The 13,248-nt window shown below is 74.5% G+C and carries 16 protein-coding genes; 6 read left to right on the forward strand and 10 right to left on the reverse strand.

The features are described from left to right. Positions 1-75: 75 nt before the first annotated feature. Positions 76-882, forward strand: coding sequence for a hypothetical protein (locus tag ACFQ8Y_RS08590; RefSeq protein ID WP_430551413.1), 807 nt, complete (start codon positions 76-78; stop codon positions 880-882). A gap of 37 nt (positions 883-919) precedes the next feature. Here the strand turns inward: ACFQ8Y_RS08590 and ACFQ8Y_RS08595 are convergent, their stop codons facing one another. The 6 genes from ACFQ8Y_RS08595 to ACFQ8Y_RS08620 form a co-directional block, all read right to left on the reverse strand. Next, complete coding sequence (locus ACFQ8Y_RS08595) at positions 920-1,228, reverse strand: DUF1540 domain-containing protein (protein ID WP_430551414.1); 309 nt, start codon at positions 1,226-1,228, stop codon at positions 920-922. Between the two features lie 166 nt (positions 1,229-1,394). Continuing rightward, positions 1,395-1,832 carry a heat shock protein transcriptional repressor HspR gene (locus ACFQ8Y_RS08600; protein WP_430551415.1) on the reverse strand — a complete coding sequence of 146 codons (438 nt, stop codon included), beginning with the start codon at positions 1,830-1,832 and terminating at the stop codon, positions 1,395-1,397. A 55-nt stretch (positions 1,833-1,887) separates the two neighbouring features. After that, a complete protein-coding gene (locus tag ACFQ8Y_RS08605) occupies positions 1,888-2,898 on the reverse strand; it encodes a DnaJ C-terminal domain-containing protein (protein ID WP_430585209.1) in 1,011 nt (336 codons plus the stop codon). A 104-nt stretch (positions 2,899-3,002) separates the two neighbouring features. Continuing rightward, the gene (gene grpE / locus ACFQ8Y_RS08610; RefSeq protein WP_430585210.1) at positions 3,003-3,638 is read right to left on the reverse strand and encodes a nucleotide exchange factor GrpE; all 636 of its coding nucleotides are present in this window, start codon (positions 3,636-3,638) and stop codon (positions 3,003-3,005) included. After that, on the reverse strand, positions 3,635-5,518 hold the full coding sequence (gene dnaK / locus ACFQ8Y_RS08615; RefSeq protein ID WP_430551418.1) for a molecular chaperone DnaK: 1,884 nt from the start codon (positions 5,516-5,518) through the stop codon (positions 3,635-3,637). The genes grpE and dnaK overlap by 4 nt, the downstream gene beginning before the upstream one ends. 213 nt (positions 5,519-5,731) lie before the next feature. Continuing rightward, positions 5,732-6,712 (reverse strand): cold-shock protein, encoded by a 981-nt coding sequence (locus ACFQ8Y_RS08620; RefSeq protein WP_430585211.1) that lies wholly within the window; start codon positions 6,710-6,712, stop codon positions 5,732-5,734. Positions 6,713-6,837: 125 nt separating this feature from the next. On the opposite strand from ACFQ8Y_RS08620, the gene ACFQ8Y_RS08625 reads away from it, so the two are divergent. Further along, entirely contained in the window at positions 6,838-7,311 is a 474-nt protein-coding gene (locus tag ACFQ8Y_RS08625) for a GNAT family N-acetyltransferase (RefSeq protein ID WP_430585258.1), read from the forward strand. 27 nt (positions 7,312-7,338) lie between these two features. Here ACFQ8Y_RS08625 and ACFQ8Y_RS08630 read toward each other — a convergent pair whose 3' ends face one another. Beyond that, complete coding sequence (locus ACFQ8Y_RS08630; protein ID WP_430585212.1) at positions 7,339-7,815, reverse strand: GNAT family N-acetyltransferase; 477 nt, start codon at positions 7,813-7,815, stop codon at positions 7,339-7,341. A gap of 87 nt (positions 7,816-7,902) precedes the next feature. Between ACFQ8Y_RS08630 and ACFQ8Y_RS08635 the strand changes: the two genes are divergently transcribed. Together ACFQ8Y_RS08635 and ACFQ8Y_RS08640 are read left to right on the forward strand one after the other, a co-directional pair. Further along, positions 7,903-8,703, forward strand: a complete 801-nt coding sequence (locus ACFQ8Y_RS08635; protein WP_430563346.1) for an AraC family transcriptional regulator — start codon at positions 7,903-7,905, stop codon at positions 8,701-8,703. 102 nt (positions 8,704-8,805) lie between these two features. Then, on the forward strand, positions 8,806-9,423 hold the full coding sequence (locus tag ACFQ8Y_RS08640) for a LysE family translocator (RefSeq protein WP_430551422.1): 618 nt from the start codon (positions 8,806-8,808) through the stop codon (positions 9,421-9,423). Between the two features lie 14 nt (positions 9,424-9,437). On the opposite strand, the gene ACFQ8Y_RS08645 is transcribed toward ACFQ8Y_RS08640, so the two are convergent. Together ACFQ8Y_RS08645 and ACFQ8Y_RS08650 are read right to left on the reverse strand one after the other, a co-directional pair. Next, positions 9,438-10,100, reverse strand: coding sequence for a histidine phosphatase family protein (locus ACFQ8Y_RS08645; RefSeq protein WP_430585213.1), 663 nt, complete (start codon positions 10,098-10,100; stop codon positions 9,438-9,440). Positions 10,101-10,186: 86 nt separating this feature from the next. Continuing rightward, positions 10,187-10,597 (reverse strand): RidA family protein, encoded by a 411-nt coding sequence (locus tag ACFQ8Y_RS08650; protein WP_430551424.1) that lies wholly within the window; start codon positions 10,595-10,597, stop codon positions 10,187-10,189. A 79-nt stretch (positions 10,598-10,676) separates the two neighbouring features. Between ACFQ8Y_RS08650 and ACFQ8Y_RS08655 the strand changes: the two genes are divergently transcribed. Continuing rightward, positions 10,677-11,057: a winged helix-turn-helix transcriptional regulator gene (locus ACFQ8Y_RS08655; RefSeq protein WP_430563349.1), complete on the forward strand. Its 381-nt coding sequence runs from the start codon at positions 10,677-10,679 to the stop codon at positions 11,055-11,057. Here ACFQ8Y_RS08655 and ACFQ8Y_RS08660 read toward each other — a convergent pair. After that, entirely contained in the window at positions 11,047-12,294 is a 1,248-nt protein-coding gene (locus tag ACFQ8Y_RS08660; RefSeq protein ID WP_430585214.1) for an MFS transporter, read from the reverse strand. The genes ACFQ8Y_RS08655 and ACFQ8Y_RS08660 overlap by 11 nt on opposite strands. Positions 12,295-12,366: 72 nt before the next feature. On the opposite strand from ACFQ8Y_RS08660, the gene ACFQ8Y_RS08665 reads away from it, so the two are divergent. Beyond that, complete coding sequence (locus tag ACFQ8Y_RS08665; protein WP_430563351.1) at positions 12,367-13,242, forward strand: LysR family transcriptional regulator; 876 nt, start codon at positions 12,367-12,369, stop codon at positions 13,240-13,242. The last annotated feature ends 6 nt before the right edge of the window (positions 13,243-13,248 follow it).

The raw sequence follows: 13,248 nt of genomic DNA on the forward strand, positions 1-13,248 counted from the left end.
CGGGATTCCGTGCCTCAGGCAGCGGAGAGGGCTATCCCGGGGCACCTACCGATGAAAGTCGGCCACAACTGCGTCATGATGGCTGCCCATGGCGGTCCCTTCATCATGAACCGGTCCACGAGCGGGCCCCCCGACGCGCCCGAGCACGTCTCGGACGTGATCGACCGCTGGCGCGCGACGAGCCTCGCCGAGGTATGGCTGCGTCCGGACGACTGGTACCACCCCGCCGTGGACGCCCTCGTCGAGGCGTTCGACGACGGCCGGTCCCCCCACGCCGCCGCCCACCGGCTCGGCGCCGCGCGCGGACGGGCCGGCGTCGGCCTGGGCGAGACGCTGGACGACCTCGAGTGCCTGTACCGCTCCGCCCACCACCCGGCCGACCCCGACGCGGTCCGCGCCGTCGCCGTCGGGTGGGTGCGCGGCCGCGACGCCGAGCCGGCGCTCGGCGCCCTGCGCGACCCCAGCTCCGGGCTCCCCACCCGCGAGTACCTGGCCGAGCGGCTGCGGGAGACCTACGGCGCCGCCGTCGGCGCCGACCAGGACGTGCCGGACACGCACTGCCTCGTCGTCGTCGACGTCGCCGTCGACGGGCTCGCCCCGTGGGACCGCGCCGCACGCTCCGCGACCGTCGGCCGCGCCCTCGAGCAGGTCTACGGCGAGGGCCACCCGATGGCCGCCCTCACCGACGGCGTGTTCGTCGTGCTCGCGCGGCGCGACACGGGGGTGCCCGACCTGGCCAAGGCCACCCGCGGGGTGGTGGAGCGCAACGCCGCGCTCATGGGCCTCGGAGACGCGCTGAGGCGCCCCACCCGGGTGTGGGTGGAGCGCCTCCCGACGTCGCACGCCGCCGCCGTCGAGCTGCTGACGCAGCTGGCCCGCTAGCCGTACCGGCCCGGCACGGCCCCGGTCAGGTGCCGCGTCAGTGCTGGGCGTACGTGAGGCAGTCGGCGTGGCTCTCGTCGTCCGGGCCGGGGCCGACGCGGATGGCCGACGCCGCGCACTCGAGGTCGGTGTTGTGGACGCAGTCGCCGCGCTGGCACGCGCCCACGTGGGCGACGACCTTCTCGAGGCCGCCCTTCGCGCTCAGCGGGATGAAGGTGGCGCACGCCGCGTCGCCGCTGTGCCCCGCGATCGTCACCGCCCCGGCGTGGCAGCCGTGGTCGTGGTTGTAGCCGCAGCCCTCGACGGTGCACTCGGTGACCTCGGGCATCTCCATCAGCGTGCTCATGGTGCGCTCCTCGCCGCTCGACGCCGGCTCTCGCCGCCTTCGACCACGATATTCCTCTCGCACGGAAATGCACAGCGAATGCGGGATCGAATTCACGGCGTATCGAATAAGGAATACCTTACCTATTGCACCATGAATTAGCGAAGAATTGCGTTGCGAAAAGACGTCAGCCGCGGCGGTGCGGGCGCCACAGCACCAGCGCGCCCTCCTCGGCCTCGATGTCGGCCCGGAGGTCGGACCGCTCCGCGCGGCGCACGCGCTGGCCGCGGCGCACGACGACGACGTCGCCCGTCGAGCCCGCCGTGAACACCCGGCCGCCGGGCTGCATCGCGAGCGCCGCGAGCCGGCCCTCGAGCTGGGCGACGTGCTCCTGCAGGTCGAGGATCCGTCGGATCCCGGCGAGGTTGATGCCCTCCACCTGCGCGAGCCGCTGCACCTCGAGCAGGCGTGCCACGTCGCGCTGGGAGTAGCGGCGGCCGCGCCCGGGGGTCCGGCGCGGCGTGACCAGCCCGAGGCGGTCGTACTGCCGGAGCGTCTGCGGGTGCATGCCGGCGAGCCGGGCCGCCTGCGACACGGTCAGCACCGGCGCGTCCTCGGTGACCATCGCTACCTCCCTCGCTCGGTGCCTCCGGCCGGTCAGCCCGCGCCTCGCCGCGGCGTCACTCCGCCGCGCGCTGCGCGAGCCCCGCCCGCACGTCCTCGTGGTCGCTCTCGGCGGCGAACGCCTCGAGCGCCTCCTTCGCCTTCTTGCTGAGCTTCTGCGGCACGGCCACCTGGACCGTGACCAGCAGGTCGCCCTGCGTCTTCGTGGTCCTCACGCCGCGGCCCTTGACCCGCAGCACCCGCCCGGTGGGCGTGCCCGCCGGCACCTTGAGCCGCACGGTGTGCCCGTCGAGCGTCGGCACCTCGACCGTCGTGCCCAGCGCGGCCTCCGCGAAGGTCACGGGGACCGTCATGCGCAGGTTCGCGCCGTCGAGCGTGAAGACGGGGTGCGGCGCGACGTGCACGGTGACCACGAGGTCGCCGGCGTCGCCGCCGCCCGAGCCGGGACGCCCCTTGCCGCGGATGCGCAGCTTGCGGCCGTCGTTCACGCCGGCGGGGATCTTGGTCTTGACCTTGCGGCCGTCCACCGTGAACTCGACGGTGGCGCCCTCCACCGCCGTGCGGAACGGCAGCGTGGTCTCGGCCGCGACGTCCGGGCCCTTCTGCGGAGTCGTGAAGCCGGCGCGCTGCCGGCCGCCGCTGCGGAAGCCGCCCTGGCCGCCGAGCATGGAGCTGAGGATGTCCTCGAAGCCTCCGCCGCCCGCGCCGCCCTGGGGGTACTGCTGGTAGCGCACGTTCGGGCCGGCGCCGCCGCCGAACATCGAGCCGAAGACGTCCTCGAACCCGTTGCCGCCACCGCCGCCCGGGCCTGCCGCGAAGCGGGCACCGCCTCCGGCCATGGCGCGCACGGCGTCGTACTGCTGGCGCTGCTCGGAGTCGGACAGCACGGCGTACGCCTCGCCGATCTCCTTGAACTTCGCCTCCGCCGACGCGTCTCCCGGGTTCTGGTCCGGGTGGTACTGGCGCGCGAGCTTGCGGTACGCCTTCTTGATGGCCGCGTCGTCCGCGTCCTTGGGGACGCCGAGAGCGGAGTAGAAGTCCTTCTCGATCCAGTCCTGACCTGTCACGACGCCCTCCTTCCTGTCATTGTCCGCGAGATCGACCCGCCCGTCGTGAGAGCGGCCCTCGAAGGGTCTGTCTCACGACGGGCAGGTCGATCTCGCGGGTGGTGTCACTCGGGGCCGACGACGCCCACGCGGGCGGCTCGGACGACCCGCTCGCCGATGCGGTAACCGGGCTCGACCACCATCGCGACGGTCGTGCCCGTCGCCTCGGGGTCCACGTTGTGCATGAGCGCCTCGTGGACGTTCGGGTCGAACTCCTCCCCGACCGCGCCGAAGCGCTCGATGCCGAACCGCGCCAGCGACGCGTCGAGCTTCTCCGCGATGGCCGCCATGGGCCCGCTCAGCTCGGCGTGCTGCTTGGCGCGCTCGATGTCGTCGAGCACCGGCAGCAGCGCGGCGAGCACGTCCTGCGTGCCCTGGGTCCGCGCCGCCTCCTGGTCGCGCAGCGACCGGTTGCGGTAGTTCGTGAACGACGCCCGCTCGCGCTGCAGCGCGTCCAGGTGCTGGGCCGCCTCGGCCTTGGCCGCGAGGACCTCGGCGCTCTCGGCGGCCTCGCCCTCGGGCTCGAAGTCGAGGGCGGCGAGCGGGTCGTCGCCCTCCCCCGCGGCGGCGGGCTCGGAGGCACGCGCCTCGCCCGACTGCGGGTCGACCTTGCGCTTGTCGGTGAACTGGAAGGGGGTCTCCCCCGAGCCCTCGGAGTTCTCCGGGGGCTCGGGGACCGACCGCTGGTTCTCGTCCGTCACTTCTTGTCGTCCTCGTCGTCGACGATCTCGGCGTCGACCACGTCCTCGTCGGGAGCGGAGGTCGCGCCCGCGGCGGCGGCCGCGTCGTCCTCGGCCGCCTGGGTGTCACCCGCGGCCTGCTCCTGCTCGGCCGTGGCGTAGAGCGCCTGGCCGATCTTCTGCGAGGACGCGCCGAGCTTCTCGTACGCGGACTTCACGGCGTCGGCGTCCTCGCCCTCCAGGGCGGTCTTGACGCCGGCGATGTCGGCCTCGACCTCGGTCACGACCTCGGCGGGGAGCTTGTCGCGGTTGTCCGCGATCTGCTTCTCCATCGAGTACGCGAAGGCCTCGGCCTGGTTGCGGGTCTCCGCCTCCTCGCGACGCTTCTTGTCCTCGGCGGCGTGCTCCTCGGCGTCCTTCACCATGCGGTCGATGTCCTCCTTGGGGAGGGCCGACCCGCCGGTGATCTTCATCGACTGCTCGGTGCCCGTGCCGCGGTCCTTGGCGGACACGTGCACGATGCCGTTCGCGTCGATGTCGAAGGTGACCTCGATCTGCGGGACGCCGCGCGGCGCCGGGGCGATGCCGGTGAGCTCGAAGGTGCCCAGCGGCTTGTTGTCGCGGGTGAACTCGCGCTCGCCCTGGAAGACCTGGATCGCCACGGACGGCTGGTTGTCCTCCGCCGTGGAGAAGATCTCGCTGCGCTTGGTCGGGATGGCCGTGTTGCGCTCGATGAGCTTGGTCATCACGCCGCCCTTGGTCTCGATGCCGAGGGACAGCGGGGTGACGTCGATGAGCAGCACGTCCTTGCGCTCGCCGCCGATGACGCCGGCCTGCAGGGCCGCGCCCACGGCGACGACCTCGTCCGGGTTGACGCCCTTGTTGGGCTCGCGGCCGCCGGTGAGCTCCTTGACGACCTCGGTCACGGCGGGCATGCGGGTGGAACCACCCACGAGCACGACGTGGTCGATGTCGGAGACCGAGATGCCGGCGTCGCGGATCACCGCGTGGAACGGCGCCTTGGTCCGGTCGATGAGGTCCTGCGTCATCTGCTGGAACTGCGCGCGCGTGAGCTTCTCGTCCAGGTGGACGGGGCCGTTCTCGCTCATCGACAGGTACTGCATCGAGATGGTGGTGCTCGTCGCGGACGAGAGCTCCTTCTTGGCCTGCTCGGCCGCCTCGCGCAGACGCTGCAGGGCGATCTTGTCCTTGGACAGGTCGACGCCCGCGCTGTTCTTCACCTGCTTGATGAGGTGGTCCACGATGCGCTGGTCCCAGTCGTCGCCGCCGAGGCGGTTGTCGCCGGACGTGGCGCGCACCTGGATGGTGGAGAAGTCGTCCTCGTCCTTGCCGACCTCGAGGAGCGAGACGTCGAACGTGCCGCCGCCCAGGTCGAAGACCAGGATGAGCTCGTCCTCCTTGCCCTTCTCCAGGCCGTAGGCGAGGGCCGCCGCGGTGGGCTCATTGACGATGCGCGTCACGTTGAGGCCCGCGATCTGGCCGGCGTCCTTCGTGGCCTGGCGCTCGGCGTCGTTGAAGTACGCCGGGACGGTGATGACCGCGTCGGTGACGGGCTCGCCCAGGTACTCCTCGGCGTCGCGCTTGAGCTTGCCGAGCACGCGCGCCGAGATCTCCTGCGCGGTGTACTTCTTGTCGTCGATCTCGACCGACCAGTCGGTGCCCATGTGGCGCTTGACCGACGAGATGGTGCGGTCGACGTTGGTGACCGCCTGGCGCTTGGCCACCTCACCGACGAGGACCTCGCCGGTCTTGGAGAACGCGACGACGGACGGCGTCGTGCGCGACCCCTCCGCGTTCGCGATGACGGTGGGCTCGCCGCCCTCCAGGACGGCGACCACCGAGTTGGTGGTACCCAGGTCGATACCGACTGCTCGAGCCATGTGCTGCCTCCATGCGTACGTCCGGACGCCTGTGCGCCCGAGGTTGAGTCAACTGCACTCAACGTAAATCTCGGCGTCCCCGCCTCGCAAACCGCGGGCGCCAAAGTTGAGTCTGTATGGCTCAACCTTGCTCGGGGCGCCGATATTCCCCCAGGTGGCCCCTGCTGTTCGCCGTGAGCGAACAGCAGGGTCGCCACCAGAACGGCGCGGCGCTCAGATCAGCTCGACGCGGTCGGCCTGCGGTCCGCGGTCGCTCTGGCGCACCTTGAACCGGACCCGGTCGCCCTCCTCCAGGTACTCGCCGCCCTGCACGACCGACACGTGCACGAACAGGTCCGCACCCCCGGCGTCGGGGGTGATGAAGCCGAAGCCGCGGTCCGCGTCGTAGCGCGCGACGGTGCCCTCACCTCCGCGCACGGGCCCGCCGGACGCCGCGGGACGGCCCGGCCGGCCCCGGTCACGGTCGCGGTCACGGTCACGGTCACGGTCACGATCCCGGTCGCGGTCGCGGTCACGCCCCGCGTGCGAGCCGGAGCCGCGCACGAGCCGCACGTCGCGGGCGTTCGGCCCCTTGTCGCCCTCGACGACGTCGTACGTCACACGCGCGCCCTCGGACAGCGAGGTCAGGCCCGGGCCGAGCGCGTTGACGTGGACGAAGAGGTCACCGCCGCCCGCGTCGGGAGCGATGAACCCGAAGCCCTTGGTGTCGTCGAACCAGGACACGGTGCCGTCCGCGCCGTCGGAGGCCGCCCGCGCCGCCTCCGCGGCGAGCGGGAGCAGGTGGTCCGCCTGCGGCCCCTTCTCCCCCTCGACGACCATGAACGCCACCCGCTGGCCCTCGGAGATCACCCCGCCCCCGACGATCGCCGAGCTGTGCACGAAGATCTCGCCACGACCGTCGTCGGGCGTGACGAAGCCGTACCCCTTGGCCGGCTCGTACCAGGCGACCGTGCCGAGCACGCCCACGGGCGCGTCGGCGGACCGCTCGCCCGTGACACGGACGCGGCGCGCCTGGGGGCCGCGGTCGCCCTCGCCCACCTCGAACTCGACGGCCTGACCCTCGCGGAGCTGCTTCGGCCCGTCCTCGCCGACGATCTCGGACGCGTGCACGAAGAGGTCCTCGGCCTCGTTCCCGAGGTCGATGAAGCCGAACCCTCGGTCGGCGTCGAACCATCGGACTGTTCCCTGGGGCACCTGGTACTCCTCGTCTTGGCAGATAGTGCTCCCCCCAGTGTCGCGCGGAGTACGGTCCCGACGAGAATCGCCAGGTGACCCGCGACAGGACGCCCCCGCCCACCGCCCGCCTGAGGTTCCGCGCGATGGGCGCGGACGACCTCGACGAGATGGCCGCGCTCCTCGGCGACCCCGACGTCATGGCGTACTACCCCGCCCCGAAGACCCGCGCCGAGGCGGCGGCGTGGATCGCCTGGAACGAGGAGAACTACTCCCGCCACGGGTACGGGCTCTGGTTGCTGGAGACCCTCGACGGCACCTTCGTCGGCGACTGCGGGCTCACGTGGCAGCGCGTCGGCGCCGAGGTCCGGCTCGAGGTCGGCTACCACGTCCGGGGCGACCTGCAGGGGCGCGGGTACGCGACCGAGGCCGCCGCCGCGTGCCGCGACTTCGCACGCGACACCCTGAGGGCGCGCGAGCTCGTGGCGATCGTCCACCCCGACAACGCGGCGTCCCGCCGGGTCGCCGAGAAGCTCGGCATGCAGCACGTCGCCGACGACACGACCGGGGCCGTCCCCGTCCGCACCGTGATGGGCATGGACCTGCGCCCGCGCCCCTGAGCACCCACGTGCTCCCGGGCGCCCGCCTCAGAGCGCCTTGCGCATCTGCTGCGTGACGACGGCGTACCCGGCGGAGTCGTAGAGCGACACGGCGGCGGCGTTGCGGCCGAAGACGTTCAGCTCCAGCGCGGTGGCGCCGGCCTGCCGGGCGGCCTCCTCCGTCGCGGCCAGCAGCGCACGCCCCAGGCCCTGACCGCGCCGGGACTCGACGACCTCGATGTCGTAGAGGAACGCGATCCCCGCCGTGGTGTGCGGCGGGTCCAGCGCCACCCAGCTGCGCCCGACCGGCTCCCCGTCGGCGTCGACGGCGAGGTTGACGAGCATCCCCTCCGTCGCCGGTCCCCGCGGCAGGAGCTGCGCCGACTCGTCGCGGGCCCGCCGCACCGCCCCCTCGTACGGCCAGCGGCCCGCCGCGACCTGCTCCGCCGCGTAGTCCGCCGCCAGGGCGACCTGCCACTCGTCGAACTCGGCCGGGGTCATCGGGCGCAGCGTCACCGTCGTCATGCAGAGCATGCTGGCACCCCTCGTCCGCCGGCCGCGCAGGGTGCGGGCGACCGAGCCGGCCGCCAGGATGCCGTACGGTCGGCGTCGATGACCGAGTTCTGGCACGACGCGGCGCTGCCGCAGCTGGAGGCGCGACGGTCCTGCCAGGACGCCGCGTGCTACCGCCTGCACTCGCACGACCGGTTCTCGGTCGGACTGATCGACGCCGGCACGACGACGTTCACCGGTGCGGACGGCGCTCCCCTGCCGCTCTCCGCCGGCGACGTGATCCTCGTGCCCGCCGGTCACGTGCACTCCTGCAACCCCGACCGGGGTCGCTGGGAGTACGGGATGATCCACGCCGACCAGGACTGGGTCGCGGGCCTGCTGCCGGCCGGGGCGGACGCCCTTCTGACCGGCATCACCGTCCTGCGCGCCCCCGGCGCCTACCACCGGGTGCGCGCCGTGGAGGACCTGCTGTTCGCGCCCGGCGACGGGAGACGGGTGGACGCCGCGGGGGTCGAGGAGGCGCTCCGTCAGGCCCTGCGCACGTGCGCGACGACGCCGCCCCACCGCCGGATCGCCCCCACCACGGACGACGCGCTGCTGGAACGTCTGCGACCGGTGCTGGCCCGGCTGCACGACGACGCGTCGAACCCGGCGCTCGACGAGCTGGCCGCCGTCGCGGGGATGGACCGGTACGCGCTGGTGCGGACGATGAAGCGGGCCACCGGGCTCACCCCGGTGGCGTGGCGCCACAACGACCGGGTGACCGCCGCGCGGGCGATGCTGCGCGCGGGCAGGCCGCTCGCCGAGACCGCGCACGCGCTCGGGTTCGCCGACCAGAGCCACTTCCACCGCGTGTTCCGCGCCCACGTGGCCGCCACCCCCGGCGCCTACCGGCGCTGACGCCGCGCCGGGCGGCTGCCCTCGGGCGGGCGGCGGCGCCCGGTCCGTCCAGGTGCAATTTCGTCCAAGACCGCGACGGCGGGCTCGCCCGAGCATGCCCGCATGGAGCAGTTCCTCGCCGTCGCCGTCGCGCACTTCCTCGCCCTGCTGATCCCCGGGGCCGACTTCTTCCTGATCGCCCGCACCACGATGACCAGCGGCTGGCGCAGCGCCAGCGGCGCGTGCGTCGGGATCGCCTGCGCGAACGGCGTCTTCGTCGCGGTGGCGTTCGGCGGGCTGTCCGCGATCACGAACCCGGCGGCGCTCCTGGTGGTCCAGGGCGCCGGCGGCGTGTTCCTCGTCGTCATGGGGATCGCGTTCGTGCGCGCCCGGGTCGACGTCGAGCTCGCCGCACCGGCCAGGCTCGGCCGCGGCTCGTGGACGCGGAACCTCGGCCTCGGGCTCGCGTCCGGGCTGCTCAACCCGAAGAACGCGCTGTTCTACGTCAGCCTCGCCGCCACCCTCACCGCCGCGTCGCCCGGCACCCGCGCGCTCTACGGCGCCTGGATGGTCGCCGTCGTGCTGGCGTGGGACCTGTTCGTCGCCGTCGCGCTGGGCTCCGAGCGGGCGCTCGCGCGCCTGGCCCGCCTGCTGCCGTGGCTGACCAGGGCCGCCGGCGGCTTCCTCGTGCTCCTGGGGCTCGGGATGCTCGTCACGCTCGCCGCGGGCCTGGTGCGGTGAGCGTGACGGACCCGTCAGTCGTCGACCGGCTCGCCGGTCGGGTCGTGCGCGACGACCGCGTCGAGCAGCGCGCCGCCGACGGGCTCGCGGTGCCAGTCCACCAGCCGCCAGCCGGACCCCGGGTCCCCCTCGACCTCGATGAGGCCGGTGTTCGCGAGCGGGGTGTGCGCCAGCTCCTCGACGTCCAGGCCGCGGACGCGCGCGCCGGACCACGAGCGGATGGCGGCGCCGTGGGAGACGGCGAGGACGACGTCGTGGTCGCGCGCCGCGAGCGCGGCGACCGAGTCGTCGAACCGGGCGAGGAACGCGTCGCCGTCGGGCCCGCCGGGCATGCGTCGCGACCGGTCGCCGCGGGACCAGGCGAACACGGTCTCGAGGTAGGTGTGGTGGTCGGCGAGGTCGGACGACATCTCGAGGGCGCCGGCCTCCACCTCGCGCAGGCCGTCGAGCACCGTGGGGCGCAGGTCGCGGGCGGCGGCCAGGGGGCCGACGGTGTCCGAGGTCCGCACCAGCGACGACACCGCGAGGGCGTCGATCCGCCGTTCCCGCAACGCGGCCGGGACGGCGGCCGCCTGCTGCTCGCCCAGCGGGGTCAGCCGGGGCCCGGGGGCACCGGTGTCGAGCAGCCCCGCCACGTTGGAGGGGGTCTGGCCGTGTCGCAGGAGGAGGAGACGCATGCCCCCAGGGTTTCATCCCGCGCCGCCACCGACGGCCTGGCGCGTCCGCGGCACCCGGCCGGCACCCGGCCGGTACCCGCCGACCCTCAGTCGAGCACGGCGTCGGCCTCGATCTCGACGAGCACGTCCGGCTCGAACAGGCTCTCCACGCCGACGAGCGTGGCGGGCGGCCACGGCTGCGGGATGCCGAGCTCCTCGACGACCTCCTCGATCCCCGCCACGAGGTCGCCGTACCTCTCCGGCCGCCAGCCGACGACGAGGAAGCGCAGGCGGACCACGTCGCCGAACCCCGCTCCGGCGCCGGCCAGCCCCCGGGCGGTGTGGCGCAGCGCCCGGGCGACCTGGCCGGAGAGGTCGCCGACGGCCGACGGCGACCCGTCGGCGTCGCGGCCGACCTGCCCGGCGACGTGCACGTGCCGGGAGCCCACGCCGATCGCGACGTGGTGGTACGGGACGGGGTGGAGCATGCCGGGCGGGGTGCGCAGGTCGACGGTCACAGGACGTCCTTCCGGTGGGGCGATCAGGTATCCCGTGTCTACCTGGTCTCCTCAGGCCACTTCAACGAGACTAGGTGTCGTGAACGAGACCGCCCCGGCCCTGGCCCCTGCCCACCGTGAGCTGCTCGACCAGGTGCTCGACAAGTGGTCGCTGCAGGTGCTCGAGTCGCTCTGCGAGCGGCCCCAGCGGTTCAACGAGCTGCGCCGCAGCATCCCCGCCGTGACCCAGAAGTCGCTCACCGCGACGCTGCGGCGGCTCGAGCGCAACGGCATGGTCGAGCGACGGCTCCTCAGCTCCCGCCCGGTCGCCGTCGAGTACCGCGTCTCGGGGCTCGGCAGCACGCTCCAGGACCTCGTGGACGCCCTGCTGGCCTGGTCCGCGTCCGTCCTGCCCGACGTCGAGGCGGCCCGGGAGGCCTTCGACGGCCCCGGGCCCGACGCGGCGCCGCTCAGCCGCTGACGGCGGCGGCCGGCGTGGCGGCCGGCGTCCGACCGCGGGCGCCGACGTACCGGGCCGCCAGCAACCCGAGGCCGCCGGCGAGGACCTGCACCCCGCCGACGACGACGAGCACCGGACCCGCGCCCACCACGCCGATGACCGCGCCGCCCACGAGGAGCCCGAGCGAGGCGCCGCCCGAGTGCAGCACGGTCTCCGCCGTGAACGCCGCGCGCCGCTCCGCCCCGGAGGTGCGCTCGCTGATCAGCGCGTTGAGCGCGGCGATCCCGAACGGCGTCGCCAGCCCGCCGACGGCGGACACGAGGGCGACGCCCACCACGCTCGGCACCACCGCGGGGAGCGCCGCGAACGACAGGCCGAGCACGGCCCACGTGCCGACCGCCGTCGCGAGGCGCGGCAGCCGGTCGACGAGCAGCGGCGCCGCCAGAGACGCGGCGACCGACGTCGCCCCGTAGCCGCTCATCCCGGCCGCGATCAGCGCGCCGGGCATCCCGTGCTCCACGCCGAGGACCGCCAGCCCGAGGCTGAAGCCGAACCAGCACAGCCCGCCGACGCCCGCCGCGGCGATCCCCACCGCGACCTGCGGGTGCGCGCGCAGGACGGCGAGCACCGCCGTCGGCTCCTCCTCGCCCCGCGCCGGCGCGCGGCCGTCCGCCCGCGGAACCCTGAGCATCGCCGCCGCGGCCGCCAGCACCACGGCGGCCTGGCACCACAGCAGCGGCTCCGCGCCCCATGCCACGACCAGCCACGCGCCGAGCGGCGGCGCGAAGATCATCGACACGCGATGGGCGAGGTCCTGCCACGCGAGCCAGCGGGCGGCGGACGCGCCCGCCCCTCCTGCCCCGCCACCGTGCCGTCCGACGTCCGCGAGGTCGGCGACGAGCGCGCGCTCGGCCGGCCCGAGCAGCGCGCCGGCGACGCCGGTCACGAGGCCGGACGCGCACAGGCTGACCGCGCCCACCTGGCCGACGAGCGCCGCGAGCGGCACGATCGCGAGCCCCGCGGCCTGCACGAGCATGACGACGGCGAGCGCCCGGCCGGACACCAGCCGCTCGCGCAGGCCGCGGCCCCACCAGCCGACCGTCAGCAGCGGCAGCCCCGACATGCCGCCCACGAGGCCCGTGGCCCACGCCTCCCCCGTCTCGGCGAGCGCGACGAGCGGCAGCGCGACGGCGGTGATCCGCGCCCCCACCCAGGTGAGGAACGTGATCGCGGTGAGGATCAGCAGGGGACGTCGCATGCCTCGATCCTCCGCACCGGCGGCCGCCGCCGGTAGACGGCGGCGCGGGCGCCTCGCTCATACGCTGGAGGCATGACCTCCCGTCTGACTGTGGACGACCTGCTGCTCGCCGAGGCGGTCGCGCGGCACGGCTCCGTGGGCGCCGCGGCGCGCGAGCTGCTCGTCGCGCAGCCGTCCGCGAGCCGCCGCCTGTCCGCCCTGGAGCGCCGCCTCGGCACGCCGCTGTTCGACCGCGACACCACCGGCGCCCGGCCCACCCCGGCCGGGCGCGAGCTCGCGCGCCTGGCCGCGCGGCTCCTGGCCGACCTGGACGACCTGCCCGACCAGGTGCTCGCCGCCGTCGCCGCGCCGACCCTGTCGGTCGGCACCATCCAGGCCCTCAGCCCGATGGTGCTCACCGCCGTCGAGCTCGAGCTGCCCGACGTCACGGTCCTGCCGGAGGTGGACCACGGCCCGACCCTGGTGCGGCAGGTGCACGAGGGCTCCCTGGACGCCGCGATCGTCACCGTCGCGGAGCAGATCGTGGTGCCGCGCGGCCTGCAGCGCACCCCGCTGGGCGAGTCGCCACGGGTGGTCGTGCTGCCCGCCGGCGTGGCGCCGCTCGCCGCGGGGCGCCGGCCGTTCGCGGGGCGCACGGTCGTGTACAGCCTCATCGACCTGGCCGGCGAGACCACGCACCGGCGGCTGTCGGCCCTGGGCGCCGTCCCGCGCCGCGGCCCCACCACGGAGGCCACGCTCCGCATCGCGCGCGAGCTGGGGTGCCCGGCCCTCGTGCCCGAGCTCACCGCCCGCTGGTACGCCGCGCCCGGCGACCGCGTCGTGCCGTCCCCGGTGCCGGGGGCCGTGCGGGTCACGCTCGTCACCCGGACGCCGCGGCCCGCCGTGCTGGCGGACGCGCTGCCCCGGATCACGGCGCGGGTGCTGGGCGCCGGCGGCGGGGACCGGTAGCGCCGC

Source organism: Isoptericola sp. NPDC056605 (assembly GCF_042792795.1).
GTDB lineage: Bacteria > Actinomycetota > Actinomycetes > Actinomycetales > Cellulomonadaceae > Isoptericola.